The sequence below is a fragment of the Enterovibrio qingdaonensis genome, assembly GCF_028683135.1.
Classification (GTDB): domain Bacteria; phylum Pseudomonadota; class Gammaproteobacteria; order Enterobacterales; family Vibrionaceae; genus Enterovibrio; species Enterovibrio qingdaonensis.
In genome coordinates, this window is the sequence record NZ_JAJUBB010000002.1 from 285,823 (window position 1) to 305,230 (window position 19,408).

Annotated in this window: 3 protein-coding genes; all 3 read right to left on the reverse strand. The window is 47.7% G+C overall.

All coding sequences use genetic code 11. The features are described from left to right. Positions 1–14: 14 nt before the first annotated feature. From LRP49_RS25355 to LRP49_RS04210, 3 genes are read right to left on the reverse strand one after another with little or no spacing between them, the layout of a single operon-like run. Entirely contained in the window at positions 15–17,588 is a 17,574-nt protein-coding gene (locus LRP49_RS25355) for a non-ribosomal peptide synthetase (RefSeq protein ID WP_274140450.1), read from the reverse strand. Positions 17,589–17,648: 60 nt separating this feature from the next. Beyond that, positions 17,649–18,497, reverse strand: a complete 849-nt coding sequence (locus LRP49_RS04205; RefSeq protein WP_274140451.1) for a CPBP family intramembrane glutamic endopeptidase — start codon at positions 18,495–18,497, stop codon at positions 17,649–17,651. Between the two features lie 12 nt (positions 18,498–18,509). Then, entirely contained in the window at positions 18,510–19,388 is an 879-nt protein-coding gene (locus LRP49_RS04210) for a CPBP family intramembrane glutamic endopeptidase (RefSeq protein WP_274140452.1), read from the reverse strand. Positions 19,389–19,408: the final 20 nt, after the last annotated feature.

The window sequence follows — 19,408 nt, forward strand, 5'->3', positions numbered from 1 at the left end:
CTTTAAACCTGCGGTTAGAAGAAATCTTCTTCCGTGAAGACGTCTTGATCGTCTAGATCGCGCTCTAACGCATTTGCCAGTTGTAGCTCATCGACCCGTTTAGCAACGTCCTGCAAGGTTTGACGTTCAATGAACTCTCTAACCGATAGGCTAAGCGACAGTTCATTGTTGATTTCATTGACCAATTGAACAGCAAGGAGTGAATGTCCGCCAAGTTCAAAGAAGTTGCTTTCAATGCAGACTTCCTCCAATTTCAATAACGTCTGCCAAATAGGCGCGATGTTTTTCTCGGTTTCTGTAACTGGGTGCACCAGGCCTCGGGATTGGATTCTTGAAGGCTGAGGTAAAGCCGTCTTGTTTAACTTCCCGTTAGCCGTTTTTGGCAGGTTATCCATAAACACGAAGGATGTTGGAACCATATATTCTGGGAGCGCATCGCGAAGCACCTGTTTTAGGCGATCTTCCGATAAACCTATTTCTGGCGATTTGACGATATATGCCGCGAGATGGCTGGCTGGGTTGCCAATAGGCATTACAACGGCATCTTCGACCTCTTTAAGAGCAAGTATGTGAGCAGAAATCTCAGCAGGTTCTACCCGATAACCACGCAGTTTTACCTGCTCATCAACACGACCGAGATAACGCAGCGATCCATCCTTGTTCCAAGAAACCTCATCACCTGTTTTGTAGAGCTTGACCATGCCGCCATCCTTACCAACAGGATGCATTGAGAAGCTTTTCTCTGTCAGCGTCTTCTGGTTCAAGTAGCCTCGGGTGACAGATGCTCCGCCGATATAGAGTTCGCCCCTTGCACCGACTGGCAAAGGCATGCCTGATGGAGAGAGGTTATGCAGACTGACATTCGGATACGCAAACCCGATGCCTTTATCTTTTTTCGGATGGACCTGAGAAATCATCGCGCCAACGGTTGTCTCTGTTGGTCCATACTCATCGAGAATTAGCTTAGCTGTCGCTGATAAGCTCTCCAGCGTCGAGGTTTCAAGTGCTTCACCACCGAGCATGAGAACGGAAAGAGGCTGTCCGTCATACTCATTTAGCAAGGCTTTTGCCAGACTTGGCGTGGTCTTTACCATCTCAATCCGGTTGGCCATCAAATGGTGTTGGTAAGCCTTGGTGTCCAATATATCGCCTGTGTAGACACAAACTGATTTGCCGCTCAGAAGAGGGATGAGTGTTGTCGTCACCGTTAAGTCGAAGCAGTAGTTGGTAGAGAAATCTACATTGTTCACGGTGCTCATCCATGGAGAGACAGCCTGACGGTAGTTCTCAACATTGCGGTGCTCGACCATAACGCCTTTAGGTTTCCCAGTGGTACCTGAGGTGTAAATGACATAAGCGAGATCATCGCTTTGCAGGCTGCAATCAGGGTTTACCTTAGAGGCAGTGTCTCGACGATGGTCGTCCATCAAGATTGTTGTGAGCGTCGTGGAATCTGACACTGACGCCAACAGCGTTTCAAATGATGACTCAGTGACGATGGTTCTTGCGCCCGTATCCGCCAAAATGAATGCGATTCGCTCTTTCGGATAATCGGGAGAGACGGGCACATAGGCACAACCTGCTTTCAACACGCCAATGATGCTGATGAGGACATCTGCGCCTGGTGAAAGCATAAGAGGAACCAATCTCGACGCTTGCTTCTCAGATGCCATTGCCTCAATCAACGTATGCGCCAACTGATTGGCTTTCTCGTTCAATTGTCCGTATGACAAGGTTCCTTCGGAGGTAACCACTGCAGGGGCGTCAGGGTTTTCCGCGACCATTTCTTCGAATCTTGCTTTCAACGAAGAAGAGTACTCAGTTTTAGCGGAAGCGTTCTGATATTGGAAAACGATCTCTTTGTCAGAGCCCGTTAAAACAGCCTGCTGAGACAAACTTGAGTCAGGGCTGTGAACGAGGGTTTTTAGCGATTCAACGAACAGCTGTGCGAAGTGTTCAACCGTCGAGCGGCGGAAAAGCGATTCGGCAAAGTTAAACCGTCCTTGAATGGCTGATTCGCTGTCATCCATGAACAGGCTTAGATCGTATCTGGCGACCGATTCAGTCGATGAACCCGTTGGAATGATTTGTCCAAACTGACTGTCGCCATGATTTCCTGAATGACGGCCAAACGACTGCAAACTGAACATTGTTTGGAACAACGGATGTCTGGATGTGTCCCGAGGCACATTTAACGCGCTTACCAATTTTTCAAACGGCAGTGCTTGATGTGATTTGGCTTCACCTAACGTATGGTGGAGTGCACCGATGAGCGCACGTGCTGAAGTTTCTTCCGCAACAGAGATGCGAAGTGGCAACGTATTTACGAAGAAACCGATCAGGTTGTGCAACTGCGGGTGATCGCGATTGTCTGAAGGTGTGCCTACAACAAAGTCGGACTGGCCAGACAACGTTTTGAGCATGTTAGCAAAGCCCGCAAGCAATACAGTGTAAAGCGTTGTTTCATTATCTACCGCCAGTTTTCTCAATGACGCAGAGAGGGCTTCGTCCAAATTAAAAAGAATGTTATCGCCACGGTAATCGACATGGCTAGGACGATGGTGATCAGTCAGCAATGCTAACGTATCAATACCTTCAACCTGACCTTTCCAGTACGAGACTTGTTCGTCAATGGCAGACGCATCCATCGTGCTCCTTTGCCATGCTGCATAGTCAGCATACTGAATATCAAGTGAAGGTAACGTCGGAAACTCACCAATTAACAACGCGTCATAGGCTGACGAAATCTCCGACATAAAGATATCGGTCGACCAACCATCTACAGCGATGTGGTGGAAAACAAACAGCACATAATTTTGGTTTGCCTGACGGACAAATGCGATTCGAAGTGGACACTCGTGCTCGAAATCAAACGGCTTTTCAATAAACGTTGCCACCAATTCTTGAATATCTTCGTCATCTCTCGCGTTTATCTCTGTCATTAAAGAAGGTTTAGAGATACTGCGCTGATAGTCCTTTCCTGCGGCATCCGTGGAAATGACAGTTCGAAGGATCTGATGCCTTTCAACCACATGAGTGATGGCATCGCTGAGAACAGAAACATCAACGGATGGCGCCAAGGCCAGTAAGGTGGGCAGGTGATATGCATCCGTGCCTTGTTCAAGGCGCTCAATAAATAGCAGTCTTTCTTGAGCAAATGAAAGTGGCGCGTGCTCGGTATCAATAACCGGAATCGCTTGTGTTCTGTTCTCTGAAACTGACGCTGCTATGCCTTTGATCGTCGGGTTAGTAAACAGCGCTTGCAAGCTCACCGTCATCCCAAGGTTTTGCTCAATCATCGCGACGAGCTTGACCGCTGAAATCGAGTTCCCGCCGGCTGCAAAAAAGCTCTGATTAATACAGACCTCTTCAGTGGCAAACATGTCTTTCCAGATGGACGCTATTTTATGTTCAACATCCGTACGCGGTGCCTCTGCTTGTTGACTTATCACAGAAGAGCGAGTGCTCGGGAGAGGGAGAGCGGTTCGATCAATTTTTCCGTTTGGAGTCAGTGGCATTGCATCCAAGATTTCGATGAAGTTCGGAACCATGTAGTCAGGCAGTCGTGCACGTAACAGTGTGTCGATGTCTGTGGGTGTGACATCGCTGCCTGACGTTGGCACGATGTAAGCGACTAAGGACGTGTCTCCTCCAATGTCTACGCTGGTTACAATGCTTCGTGCAATCCCGTCAATAGCAAGGAGGTTGGATTCAACATCGGCGATATCAATTCGGTGACCGCGAATTTTTATCTGGAAGTCGGTCCGGCCTACAAACTCCAAAGAACCATGGATATTCCACTTAACGAGATCGCCTGTTTTAAACAAACGATCTTGGTGACAATCCAGAGTCACGAAGCGCTCATCCGTAGCAGCTAACTGGGTGTAGCCTTGCGCAAGGCAAGAGCCAGCGATGTAGAGTTCTCCAACGGTACCGACAGGAGAAGGGGTTCCTTGGGAATCTGCGACAATTAGTGAAACATTGGTAATCGGCTTACCAATTGGCACCGCGGTTACTCGTCCATCAAACCCTTTTAATTCACGGGTATCGAAACAGGTTACATCCGCAGCCACTTCAGAAGATCCATAGATATTGAGAAGCGTAGACACGGGGTAACGTTGATAGAAGGCATTCACTGTCTTTGCCTGCAATACTTCGCCGCTGCTAGTCCAGCTCTGAATGCTGTTAAAGTCAGCACTTCTGTGTTCCGGTAAGCTGAGTATTGCATCGAGTAACGAGGGCACCACGACAAGTCTTGTCACCTTGTGTTGGGCAATTTTTGTTGCCGTCGTCAATAAATCCTTGCTGTCCCGGCCGTGTATGATGAGTGTTGGTACTCCTTTCAACAGGGCACCAAAAAGCTCCCACGCGTGGTCAACAAAGTTGAGTGATGTTTTATGGCAATTGACTTCATTCTCTGCAAATGGGTACTGCTCCCACATCCAGTAAAGTCGATTTATCAATCCCTGTTGTGTTCCGATTACCCCTTTGGGCTTGCCTGTTGAGCCTGATGTGTAAAGCACATAGAGGGGAGTCGAATAGTCGCTTAAGTCGACCGAGTGGGTTGGCAGAGTGCGAAAATCAATGCGATCAATACTGATGTGTGTGACGTTTTCGTTTGCAGTTAAACGAGGCAGAGAAGACGCTACGAACATCGCTGAAACTTGCGCATCGTCGACCATGAAAGCGAGTCGACTCTCAGGATAGCTAGGATCCAGTGGAACATAGGTTGCGCCGGATTTAAGCGTTGCAAGTATTGCGGCGGTGCTCACCACACTCCGAGAGAGGTAGATGCCCACCCGATCGCCAGGTGCGATGCCATTCTGAACCAATAAGTGACTCAGCTGATTAACACGAACATTGAGATCACGATATGTCACGTGCTGGTTATCTTCATACAAAGCCACAGCATCTGGTGTGAGAAGGCATTGCTTCTCAAACAAGCTAATTAGTGTCTCTGTGTTGTCTCGAGAAGTGGCTGCCCCCGTTGCTTTTGATGATAGCCATTGATGATCTTCTTTCGTCAGAGAGCCAATTTCCGCGATCGTTTGCTGTGGTGCGGCTATGCAATGTGTCAGTACATGGCGATACATGTGCACGATTCGCGTCAAGGTTGCTTTCGAAAAGAGTGCGGATGCGCCCACCAACTCGCCACTCAGCGCACTAGCACTGTCATCGATGAACACGTTCAAATCAAACTTCGCGCGTTGCGGGAAAAGAGAGCCTATCTCATTTGCTGGGGCTTCAAACGGAAGATCTTCTCGTGCCTGCTCATTCCCGGCAAATGACTGGACGCTGAACATTACTTGGAATATCGGGTGTCTTGATGTGTCTCTGGTGACATCCAAGCATTGGGTAAGTGCTTCAAATGGCATGTCTTGATGGGTTTTCGCATCAAGCATCGTGGCGTTTGTTTGATTGAATAGTGAGGCCAAAGTCATGGCTTCGTTTGCATTGAACCTTATAGGTAATGCATTGATAAACAGACCAATAATCTCTTGAGTGTCGCTATGATTCCTATTGTCAGATGGCGTACCAATCACTATGTCATGTTGTCCGGATAGCTTCGCAAGTGCGACATAGAAGGCCGAGATCATGATTGTGTTGAGGGTTACGCTGTGCGCTTCTGCAAGTTGGCGAAGCGCAACTGAGTCTTTTTCGCTCAGTGCGAAAGTTGACTCGTTGCCGTGATACTCAAAAACGGTAGGGCGAGCATAGTCAGTGCTGAGTTCTAGATTCTGGTATCCCGCCAGCTGTGGAATCCAATAATCTTCCAATGCCTGCATTCTGCCATTTTCGAGTACCGCTTTATTCCACGCGGCATAGTCCGCAAAGCTTGCTTGCAGTTGCGGTAGTGCCGAGTCATGACCATCTTTTAGCTTGGTGTAAGCTGTAGCCAAATCTTTAAGGAAGATATCTGCTGACCAACCGTCAAAGGCAATGTGGTGAAATACCATCAGCAGGTAAGAGTCATCGTTGTCTTTGACAAGGGCTAATCTCACAGGGTTTTCTTCTGTGAGGTCAAAGTCAGCTTCTGTCAGTTGATGAATCAACTGAGACAAGGTGTGAGCCTCATCAGTATGGTGAACAGTAAGTGCAGGGACCGAGTCAGTAATTCTCTGCACGGGCTCTTGGGTTTCGCTCAACGTGAAGCGTGTTCGAAGGATTGCATGTCTCTCGACTACGCGTTCCAACGCGCGCTGAAGCATGTTGATATTGGCAGAAGGTGTAAGTTTTACCAGCGTAGGAATATGGTAAGCCGATGAACCTTTCTCAAATTGGTCAATGAAAAACAGACCAGCTTGTGCGGGTGTCAGAGGAGCGTGAGTACGTGCAGGATCGCCAATTAACGCGAGCGTATCAGCTTGTTCTGGTGCTTCTGACAGTTCGCTCAGCATGGAACCCATTGCTTTGATTGAGCGATGTTCGAAGATAGCGCGAAGTGGCACTGTCACGCCTAAATTCTTTTGAATGGCTCCAATGAGTCTCACCGCACTGATACTGTTGCCACCAATGTGGAAGAAGTCGTCGGTGGTACTGATGTTAGAACGACTAAACTCTGCCTGCCATAGTGCCAACAACGCTGATTCGTGAGCTGTTTCAGGCAACACGATATCTGCGACTTCGTCACGACTAGACTGTGGTTCTGGTAACGCAGATCTGTCGAGTTTGCCGTTAGATGTGACAGGGAATGCTTCCATTTCCACATAGTGGGTAGGAATCATGTATTCGGGTAAGTGCTCAGCTAAGAAGTAGCGTAGTGTGTCCGAGGAGGCGGATGTATGATCTGCGCAAATATAGTAAGCGACGAGGCAATCAGACGCTTCATTGCCTTCAGGGTCTCGATGAAGGTGGACAAACACTTCCTCAATGGCATCGTTGGCGAGCAGTTTTGCTTCAACTTCACCCAATTCGATACGGAAACCTCTCAGTTTGACCTGAAAATCCTGACGGCCAAGAAACTCAAGGACGCCGGATTCTGAACGCATCCAGCGTGCGCGATCCCCCGTATGATAAAGGCGAGTGCTAGGCGTTTCTGGAAGAGGGTTTCGAATGAACTTCTTCTCGGTCATTTCTTGATCACCGTAGTAGCCCTTCGCCAGACAATCACCCGCGATATATAGGTCACCGGGCACCCCGACTGGGCACGGTGACAGTGTGCTATCAAGGACATAATACTGTGCGTTTGAAATAGGTCTTCCGTAGGGAATACTTGTCCAAGAAGCCTGTATTTGATCGATTGGATAGAAGTTTGACCATATGGCTGCTTCGGTCGCCCCACCCAGACCGAGCACTTTGGCATTCGGGAAATACTGCTTCACGTGTTGAGGCAGGGCCAAGCCAATCCAGTCTCCACTGAAGAAAACTTTGCGTAGCTTTGTATTGTCGGTGTTTGGCTGGCTAAGCAGCCCTTCCATCAACGGCATGAGTTGTTTCATATATGCTGGTGAGGAATCCCAGAATGTGATGGGTTCGTGCAGCAGAATGTTCGCCAGTTGCTCCGGATCTTTGCACTCATCATTGGAGGCGATCCGGACGCTCCCCCCAGCACCCAACACGCCGAAGATATCGTAAACGGAGAGATCAAAAGACAGTGATGTCACAAACAGAAGTCGGTCACTTGGGCCTACGTTCTGTGTTTTGTTAACCCAGTTCAGGGTGTTGAAAACAGCTTGATGCTGCATCTCTACGCCTTTTGGCGTGCCCGTCGTCCCTGATGTAAAAATGATATAAGACGAGTCGCTCGGCAGCACTGTCACATCAAGATTGTCTGTGGGTTGTTGCTGTTGATGCCACTTCGTTGTTACCAGCGGGGTGTCTGTCGCTGTTTCCACGCCTTTTTGTATCACCACGTCGAAGCGGTATTGCAGTTCGTCATCGAAGTCGTTTTCTCTGGAGGTGAAAACAGGCTGAGAGAGGGACCCAATTGTCGCTGTAAGTTCTTCAAAAAATGCTCGGTGAAAGTAGAGCGGTTTTTCTAAATCTTGTTGCCAGGCGGCGTTTGTGTTTTCCGGATCTGTGGCATGGTGAGTGACAAGCGATGCTTCCAGTGCGTCTTTTTGTCCCAAATCAGGCAGATCACAGAAAACAATCTTTCCTGAAGGTTTGAGGAGCGTGACGAGACTAGCTATCACAGACTCTGTGTAGCAATACCCTGGGAAGAATTGCGCGGTACTCGCCAACAAAATGAGATCGAGACTTTCCGGTGGGATATCTAGCTCTTCATGAGCAAACCCTTGCTGGAACGAAAGACCAGGCAGCGTATCTGATTGTTTAACCCGATTCGCTTCCAGCGTCACTTCTGACGGGTCGATAGCGTAGTAACGTTCAACAAGAGGGGCAATTTCAAACGCGATTAAACCTGAGCCGCAACCCAATTCGAGCACATGTGCTTCTTTATTCAAAGAGGGGGCGCACAGGCCAACTACATGATCACGATATCGGTCGACTTGGTGTTGCTTGAAACAACGGCCTGTGTAGATACTTCTGAAGCCGCCTGCAGTGATCTCATCAGTCGCACTTTCCGCAATATGATCGAACATTGCTTGCGTTTCGGTAAAGTTATCTGTCTCTGCAGGTAAACGGCGACTGAGGGCATCCATTACGATAAAACGGTCTATGTTTCCGTCTAACCACTTCGCATGCCTAAAGCTATTAAGCTGGGATTGGCAAGTAACCATCGACGTTTGGCGATTGGCTTTGTCGACCTGCGCGAGTATGTTTCTTACTCGTGACGCTGGGGAACCAATCTCAATCGGCACATAGGTTGCACCTGCTTTTACTATCCCCATGACAGCAGCAACCATGTCTGCACTTCGTTCTAAGCAAACTGGCACCAGTGAGCCTCGGGTGATACCGTTTTCACGCAATTGATGTGCTAACTGGTTTGCAGCCTCATTGAGTGCCTTGTAACTGACTTCTCGTCCTCCATGTTCAACCAACGCGGTTGCTTCAGGACGAAGCGCAACTTGGGTCTCGAAGTAGCCATGCAACGTCATGTTGCGATCGTAGTCTTCAGAGGTTTGGTTCCAGTCATGCACCAAGTGCTGCCATTCTTGTTTTGTCAGCCACGACAACTCACTGATCACGCTAGCTGGATTTGATACTACCGACTCAAGCAATATTTCGAAGTGGCTTGCCATTTCTTCGATACTTTCACGAGTGAACAAGCTGGTGTTGTATTCCCAAACAGCCGTTAAGGCTTGATCTTGGTCCGATAACCATAAGGTCAGGTCAAATTTCGTCACGCTGGCGTCAATTTCAATCGGAGAAAGCGAAAGATTAGGAAGCGCAAGGTGATTGAGCGAAAGACTGTTGGAAACCGCGTTTTGCAGTGCCATCGACACCTGTGCCAAAGGCTGGTGGCTGGTATTTCTTTCTGGTTGTAGAACTTCGACCAAATGCTCAAAGGGAACGCTTTGATGGGTTTGGGCATCAGCCGCTGTGTGACTGACGTGTTTTAGAAAGTCATTGAATGTCAGCGATGCATCCACGTTAGAGCGAAGGATGAGAGTATTGATGAAAAAGCCAAGCATTGACTCGACATCGTGATGTGTGCGTCCCGCACTCGGTGAAGCGACGGCAATGTCATCACTACCAGCATATCGTGAAAGCAGGATCTGATAGGTGGCAAGCAGCAGATTAAACAGCGTGGTTTCTTGGCTTTCACAGAGTGCTTTTACTTTTTCAGTTAACGTCGGCGAGAGACGGACGGTTATCTTTTCACCGTCAAATTGTTGCACGACAGGTCTTGGGTGATCCGTAGGCAACTCGAGCAACGGTGGCAGTGCTTCCAACTGATGCTGCCAGTAGCGAACTTCACGGCTAAACGTATCTGAAGAAACATGTTCATGCTGCCACACGGCATAGTCAGCGTATTGGAGAGCCGGAGGGGAGAGGTCCGCAGTTTCTCCCGCAAGTTCGGTTCTATATGCATTGATGATTTCTTCCATCAATAAGCCAACAGACCACAAATCAGTAATGATGTGGTGCATGTTGATCCAAAGAACATGGTGGTCATCGGCAAGTTTAAATAAACGTATCCGGAATAGTGGTCCATTCTCCAGATTAAACGGTGCTAGAGCATCCTTTTCGAGCAGCGCGTTGAGCGTCTCGTCGCTACATTCTTCTGAAGGGAGGTCAAAGCCACGGACCTCATCAATGACAAGATATGGCTGACCATCTTGGGTTGGGAATCGGCTTCTGAACACTTCATGTTTGGCAATGACGCCAGAGATGACCTTTTTCAGTAAGGTTTCATTTAGTGAGCCCGCCAATCGGTACCCATCATATACGTTGTAACCTGCCGAGCGGTCGCCAATTTGCTCGATGAGCCACAGTCTTTGTTGGGTGAGAGAGAGTGGTAATTTTTTGTCTCGTGCTACTGCTGTAATGCGTGTTTCTGTATCACCTTGCAGCCTAGAGGAGGTCTCGATAGCGTCAGCAAGTTGCGCGAGCGTAGGGTGAGTAAAAAGCGTTTTCAGAGGGGTAGAAACGCCTAATTCGTCGGTAATACGCGATATGACTTTGGCGGCGAGAAGAGAATGACCACCTATCGCAAAGAAGTTGTCTGAAAGGCCTATGTCTTGAACATCCAAAACACTTAACCAAATTGCTTTTAGTTTGGTTTCAACATCACTTAGTGGTCGCTTGGTCATCACCTTTTCGATTAAGTCTAGAGGGTGATTTCGATGAAGTTCTAGCTCCGTCGGTTCAACACAATAAATATGGTGAGGGAAGGCTTGTCGACTGACCGAGTTAAAGAGATATGTTTTGAGTTCATCGATAGACAGGTGTCCGTCGGAGCCTGCAACAAAAGCGATGATTTGATTCTGGCCATTGACGCAAACCAGTGCTGACGTGATGTCTTCTTTTTGCTCGAGGATCGCTTTGGTTTGGTCGAGTTGCTTTTGGAATGAGGGTGCGTAAGGCTGCGAGTATACAGGGCGATTATCGCATCCTTTCACTAAGACAACGTTTTTTGATTGCGATCCCACAAGAATGCGATTCACACCTTGGGGTGACCTGTTGACCTGTTGGGTCATCAGAGATTGCCCAAGAGGCATGTGAGGCCACGCCAGATCAGCTTCATTCAATCTGTAGATGCCACCACTAAACGTCCCCGCTAAAGTACTATTAAGCAGGACGGCAGTGTCACGCAAGGGAAGATTGCAGACGGAGTCGGACTGTATGAGTCCACCTGTGACCAAGAAAGACGCATCATGGTTTTGGTTTACGTCAATGTTTTGAGCTTGGTTATCACTAAGATGAATCCAACCGTTTTCTGAATCAGAAACCGCCTTTTGAAGAGGAAGGGCATCATCGCGTTCACCTGCTGATACGATGTAAGCAACCAAAACGTTGTTACGTGCGATAACAACCGCATCGTCGACGTTATCGTGTCCTTTAATGTGACTAGCGATTTCGCCTAACTCTATGCGGTGCCCTCGCAATTTTACTTGGTCATCAATGCGGCCTTTGTATGAGATGGTGTCATCTTGATTCAATAGGGCGAGATCGCCTGTGCGGTAGACAAAGCCTGCTTCCGTATTGACGAACTGCTTGGCGGTGAGCTCCTCTTGCTGAAAGTAACCTTCAGCCAGACTCGCACCGCCAATACACAGTTCACCCACCGCGCCCTTAGGCAGCATTTGTCCTGCTGAGGAAAGCACAAAATGCTGATAACCCGGTAAGTTTCTTCCTAGGGTGACATCTTCTTCAAGTTCGCATTTTGAAAGGAGTGACCATACCGTGGCTTCGGTAGGGCCATAACAATTCCATAGTGCCTGCACTTGCGGGATGAGGCGAGACTTGGTGTCATTAGGCAGTGCTTCGCCACCACAGAGCGCGAGCAGGCTACTTTGTCCTTCAAAGCCATTATCAAGAAGAAGCTTCCACCTCGAAGGTGTTGTTTGAATAAGGCCAATGTCTTCGTCCTTGATCAGCGCGTTTAAGCGCTGGGTATCTGCGATCACCTCGCTGCTCGGAATCACACAGCAATGACCAAGACTTAAGCATCCCAGCCATTCATACAAGGCGATATCAAAGCTGACGGTGGTCACCCATAGCCAGTTGTTGCGCTGTGAAACGGGCAACTGTTGATGCATCCCTTTAATGAAGTTAAAGGCAGCACCATGGCTGATCATTACCCCTTTAGGTTTACCCGTAGAACCTGATGTGTAAATAACATAGGCGAGGTCTTCGTGAGATACGGTTGGCAAGGTCGTTGATTCATCAACGGCTGGAAGAGAATCAATACAAACAGTGAGCGTTTTAGAAGCGGATAACGCTTCTTGCAAAGCGGTATTTGTGAGTGTCCATTTGCATGAAGCATCGTCCAGAATTAAGGCATTTCGACTAACGGGATGCGACGGGTCTAGAGGAACATACGCAGCTCCCGCTTTTAAGACGCCGAGAAGGGCAATGATCAACTGTTCTGAATGGGACAAATACAGACCAACGAGGTCCCCTTTTTTAACGCCCGATTCAATCAAACATTTGGCAACAGTCGTCGAACGCATGTCGAGGTCTGAATAACTAAGCTCACTCGCCTGTCCGTGTTCAGAGATAAAGCGAGATGCTGTATTTCCACCAAATTGATGCAAAGAACGGTTAAACAGAGAAAGTAAATCTCCGCCGATAGATGCAGCAGGTGTTTGTGCATTCCACGCCTTAACCGCTTCCAAGCCATGAGGGTCAATAAGCGTGAATGCGGTGGTTGGCAGCGCGGGCTTTAACAGCAATTGGGATGCAAGTTGGACAAACGTTGAATCCAAATCGTTAACAGACGGTGCGTCTAAAATCGCGTGGTTAAAGAGCCACGTGACCTCATCGTCTGATGATACTAGCGTCAGATCGAGTGTTTGACGGCTTTTCTGATCGCCAAATCCGATTTGATAGACAGGATGGTGTGCTTTATTACCAAGAGATAATTCTTCACAGTATTGTTCGCTGTCCCATTCTGGAAGTGCATGCCATGTCGTTGCCAGTTCAGTGGCCAACTCAATAAGCGAGCACTTAGGCTCAACGATGAAAGCCAGCGGCTTGCTTTCGCCATCCTTGGTCGCTTCAATCACCAAGGAGGTTTCATAGCCGCGATATGCAATGGTTGCTGCCTGTATTGCCAGCAAAAGCCAGTTCATATCTACGTCATGGCTATTGGCCAGTTTGTGCAGTTGTTCGATGCTGTCTTTTGACAGCTTTGAGGGCAGTCGCGATGGGACGTAACTGTTACTGCTTCGTGTAGCACTTAGCGGCAAGCTGTGCAGCATAGGTGCGTGTTGCAGCAATTCATGCCAACGCGCTACAGAGGGCGAAAGCGACAAAGACATGTTGGTTTTTTTCGTCGCCTCGCGCATGTCGGGCAGTGCTTTTCTATCTATCTTTCCGTTTGGCGTGGTAGGCAGCGAATCAAGTACGACAAGATCCGTCGGTACCATGTACGCAGGAAGCTTTGAGGCCAACGCTCCTTTAATTGCATCCGTTAATGCCAAAGGAGGCAAAGAGGTTGGTGTGTCTGAAAAAACGACAGTTGCCCCCTGCGAAACGGGATAAAGCCCATCCAGAATAAGCTGATCAAGGTTGTCGTGTTTTGCGGCGATCCATGGCTGTCCGGTCAAAACCGTGGCCGAGGATTCTAGTTGTCCAAGCCAGTGACTGAATGCTTGCTGGTTGACCGTTTGGATCTCACCAGCACGACTGTCCCAAAGGCTGATTTCAAAGGTGAGTGCTTTTCTATTGGTCAGAATCTCAACGTCGGCACCTTCCCCTGAATACAGCGCGTGTGATGGTAATTGCTCGAACAGGCTTAACGAGGTATTTGACAGGACAGCCGTTGCGCCAGATGTCTTGAGAAGATTGCGCAAATAAGTTGTTGACTCTTTGCCATCTAAAGCCAGCATGCTGCCGCCGGCGATGCTAATTGCCAGCGCGCCAGTCGCCAAATCCTCAGGCGTTTTGCCGATGACGGCCGTCAAAGATACATCGGTGTTTTCTCTTTGCAAGTCATGCGCGACACGAGAAGCTTGCTCAACAAACTCTTGATACGTCACTGTGCGGTCAGCGTATTCAAAGGCGATTGCATCTGGATTGTCGGCAAAGGCTTTCAGTACGGCTGTGCTCCAGCTTTCTGGTTTAGCACCTGTTAGTTTCGTGCTTTCAGACTTCCGTTCACCGTCTTTCCACCCGAGCAGGCTTTCGATGGTCGAGTCAGTCTGTTCAACCATTTGGCTGACAATGTCGACATATAATGTTGATAATGCAGCGATAGAGGCTTCATCGAACAGATCACTGCAGTATTCAAATGCACCAGAAATGGTATCGCCTGATTCAAACAAATTCAGCGTAAGATCATACTGACTCGTTTGCTTTAAAGGCGGTAAAGCACGCATCGTCAAGTTGTCAATGTGAACGGCATCCACTGGTGAGTTTTGAAGCGCGAACATGACTTGAAATAAAGGACTTGAAGAAAGATCTCGCTCCGGTTGCAACAACTCCACGAGACGGTCAAATGGCATTGTCTGATTCGCAAAACTGCTCACGCATTGCCGCTTAACTTCCGAGAGGAAAGTCGAAAGGTTTTTTTCAGGTGATACTTGGCTTCGAAGGACAATATTGTTGATGAAAAGCCCTACCGTGTGGCGCCAATCTTGACCGTTTTTGCTTTCTCGACCTGAAACAGGGGTTCCGACGATGATATCCGTATGGCCACTGTATGCGGACAGCGAAATATCAAATGCCGCTTTCAATGCCATATATAGGGTCAATCCCTGGCTCTTACTCCAGTTTTTCACCTTTTCTGAAAGTGCTTCATCCAACATCATTTCAAGTGAGGCACCAGCATGGCTTTGTTTTTTCGGTCGTGGAAAATCCGTTGGAAGCCAAGGTTTACGTGGTAAGTCTTTTAGGTTTTGAGACCAAAAATCGTCTTCATTTTTTGTGGAAGTCAGCGTTTGTTGCTGGAGAGCATAATCGGAAAAAGCAGAGCTGTGGGTTTGCTGCGGAGAGATCCCTTGCGTAAGGCTGGCATAGTGCTTACCAAGCTCTTGAATGATCAGCCCGATAGACCACCCGTCAACAATGATATGGTGACAGTTGATAAACAAGACATGGTGTGTTTCTTCAACACGCAATAGCGACGTTGAAAAGAGACTGCCTTCCTCCAGTTCGAAACGCTTGTTTGCCAAACGCTCCAACGTAATGTCGAGCTCATTGGGATTGACATCTAGACGCTCGAATGGAGTGCCAGATGCATCAAACGTTTGATAAACCGAGTTGTCTTCCGATACGACGCGAGCACGTAAAACAGGGTGGCTATCAACAATGATTTCAATGGATTTTTTCAGCGCATCGACGTCCAATACCCCTTTTAGTTCAAGGGCAGTTGGAAGGTTTAAAGAAGAGCCTAAGTCTTCTAATTGTTCCAAAAACCACAAACGTTTTTGCGCAAATGACAGCGGAACATTCTGGTGTGAGTCCGTTGGGTCGACACTGTGTTCTAACGTGTCGGCATCTTCGTCAATTCTGGACTCAACGAGTGCAGAAAATGCTTCAAACACGGCATGGTCCAGTAACTCGTGGAGCTCAATACTGACACCCAGTTCGCTCTTTACCAACTGCTGAACGTCTAGTGCGAAGATTGAGTCTCCGCCTAGTGCATAATAGTCATCGTCAAGTGAGAGTGAATCGATGTCTAACGTGTGCCCCCAAATATTAGCCACCACTTGAGATGTGGTGGAAACGTCGCCGCTTTCAACATCAACGTCTGGCAGGACAATGGCTGGCTTTTTGCTCTCAGTCATTGTCACTGTTGGCTCTGCGCTTACCGCGGTTTCTGGTACTGTGGTCCAGCAACGTTGTGGCTCAAATGCATACCCCGGCATGGAAATGCAGCGGCCTGATAGAGAGTACTCTGCGGTGCTGAATGGCGTGTTTCCTGCATAGAAGTGCGCTAACGCTCTCGTTATTGTGTCGTCATTATCGGCGTTGATTGATCGGTCATATTCTTGTGTATTTTGCTGTTCCTCCAGTGCCTGAACAAGCGATTGCACTGTCGAGAAAGTGACAGCAAATCGGTGTTCATGATGCGCGCGCGCAAACATGCTTGTGTAGCTTAAGTCTTGAGGTCGAGTTTCTGGATGTGTTTTTAGCCAAGCCGCCGTTTTGCCAATAAGTAGTGATAGAGACGCTTCAGTTTTTGCAGATAAGAAAAACGGGTATGTCGTTAAATCAAGGTGCTTAGAAATGTCCTGAGCGGGTGGTGCTTGAAGCACGATATGGCAGTTCGTACCACTTAAGCCAAATGCACTCACGCCTGCAAAGCGTTGTTCGCCTGCCCAGTGTTGGTTTTTCGTTGCAACTGAAACTGCGCCATCAAACTGGATTGAAGGATTGGGTGCGCTGTAAAAGAGAGAGGGGACGATTTGTTCGTGCTTGAGGCACAGCAAGACTTTGACTAAGCCTGCCAGACCCGCAGCAGAGTCCAGATGGCCAAGGTTGGTTTTCACAGAACCAATTTGGCAAAAATCTGTTTCTGGGGTGAATTGCTTGAAAGCGCCGTTTATTGCTGCCACTTCAATGGGATCACCCAGTTTAGTGCCTGTGCCGTGAGCTTCGATATAGCTGAGTTCACGAGGATCGATTCCGGCGTCTCGCCAGGCTTTGACGAGCACTTTTTGCTGAGCATCGCCGTTAGGTGCTGAGATACCTGCAGAGCGACCATCTTGATTGATCGCACTGCCTTTAATTACACCCCAAATAGGGTCTTGGTCTTCAACTGCCTTGGCGAGGGGTTTCAGCATTATTGCGACAACACCTTCCCCAAGCCCCGTGCCTGTGCTGCCTTCAGAGAATGCGCGGGTAAAGCCGTCGTCAGACTCAATACCAATTTTGTCACCTGTCTCAATGGGCATAAGCATCAGATTGACGGCACCAACGACTGCAGTATCACAGTCGCCATTCCTTAACCCCTGACACGCAAGGTGCAACGCTGTAAGGGACGAGGAGCAGGCAGTATCCACGACCATTGACGGCCCTTGAAGGTTCAAGGTGTAAGCCAATCGGCTTGCCGTCAATGAGGCGAGGTTACCCAAAGTAGATAATGCTTTTTCTTGTGGCGCAACGTCATCAATGTAGTGCCTGTACATCGCATCATGCGCGTAGCCAAGATAGATGCCGGTCTCTGAGTTGCGGATCTTCCCTGCATAGCCAGCATCTTCAATGGCGTGATAGGCCGTTTGTAGGAAGAGTCGCTGATGCGGGTCCATCAGCGCAGCTTCTTTAGGTGACATACCGAAGAACGCGGGGTCGAACCTGTCAACGTTCTTTAGATATCCTCCAGTCCGATAAGTTGGAGTCAGTTGAGGAAATTTGAATTTAAAATAGGCGTCAGTATCGACACGCCGAGATGACGGGAAATCTGATACTCCATGTTGCCCCGATGCCAGCAAAGACCAGTAATCATACTTATTTTCACAATGTGGAAGAACGACCTCAAGGCCGATAACTGCGATATCCTTATTGTTTACTTCTTCGATATGATTGGTAGCTTCATCCGAAAAGCCTAATTGGTCGATGATATTTAAATCCATTTCTTTAACCTTCAGTTACAACTTGTCCTTGGGGAATATTTCAATCTTCAATGCTTATCATTAGGCGTAATGGCGCTTGTAGTGCCTCCAGAGCAGAAAGTAGCTACCAAGCATCAAGGTAAATGCGGCTGCTGCGACCAGATACATCGTCTGATCACCCCAGGCGATCAGTTGGTCTTTCAACCCAAATCGGCGCCAACTGATCACACAAACAAGGCTGGCAGCTTGTATAAGAATGGAAGCCCATAGGGAGCGGAACCAGATATAGACCATGATGTAAAACACCGAGGAAACGAACGAGTAGATACCAACCACCAATTCGAATTGCATGACTGCATAAACCAAGGCTTGGATAAAAATGGCTACAGTAATGTTGCTGTAATCCTTCACATCGTTGTAAACAGCACCACGGAATACAATTTCTTCAACGAAAGGAACAATTATTGCGAGTGCGAACAGCAAAAATAAAGGCGCGGCTTCTTTGTCCATTATCCACGCCATGTAGTTATCAAGCTCTGGCAGTGATGCTTTTACACTACTCAGGTTAACAACTGTGACGGTGAAAATTGACATACAAACGGCCACGAATATTGTTAGAAACGTTGTCGTCATATCCAACTTTCTAAATTGACAGGCCTTATATAAACTTTTTCCACGTACTCTGAAGAAAATATCAGAAAGAATGACGCATATAGTGAAATAGAGCAGTGCCGTTAATAACGGAAGGTTGTAGAAAGCATCTTGTAAGGGCTTTACATCTAGCAATACGGTGAATAGCAAATAGATAAGTGCATAACCAAGCCCAACATATACAGAAAGGTAACCCAAGGTTAAAGCAATAACTTTTCCCCATGAGGTCTTACCGCCTTTTTCTAACTGCCGTGAATTTAGCGTTGTATCCATACTCATAATAAAATTCCTTTAATTTCCTGCGTATTTCTTGAAATCACTGTGCTGATGCACGGTAGATCTTTTGGATAGGGAGTAAACCTTGTAAAGAGAGAAGGCAATGACACCAAATGTGATAAGTAGCAGTGCATTGTGGTATGTGTGGTTGTACTGCTCGATCATGGCAGTGTGGCGAAGAACATAAATTCCACCGGTCGAGAGGAACTGCATGATCACGGCTGCATACATTGAACGTGTCCAAAGATAAAGGGTGGTGAACAGGCAGGTACCTATTGCTGCATAGATCATGAGTGGGATGTCACGCATCAACTCAAAGTAGTAGGTATAAATTACGCACAGCAGCGCGTAGCAAATGCCAATGTGTAAGCCTCTTCGCATTTCATTAAATAGCAAACCACGGAAGAATATTTCTTTGTAAAACGATCCAATAATAAGGAATAGTACAAATGACCATGTGCTTGGTGTATCCACTAAGAAGGCCATGACAGATTCATAACCCCCGAAGTTGTTTTTTAAATAAGGTAGCGCGAACAGCGTATGTGTAAATATCGCCGCAGAAATGCTTAATGCGATGATATAAAGAGCCGTTGTCTTGCTAAATGAAACGAAGTTGCATCGCTTAAATAAGTTCTCTTTCTTAATGAATTTGATAAACAAGTAAAAGACAGAGATCTGAATAATGTCATTGACGACAATCATAACTACGCCGTTATGGTTGAACCACTCACCATATACTTCGTGCTTACCCATCACTTGGTACCATAGAATAATTAGCGGTACCAGAATTCCGAAATAGATTGCAGAATGGGCAATCGTCCAGCTAATAGAACGGCCGATATTCTTTATTGCAGAGGGTGCACGTTTGGGTGCATCTTCAATGTGGCTACTCATAGTATTCCCTTAGTTTTATT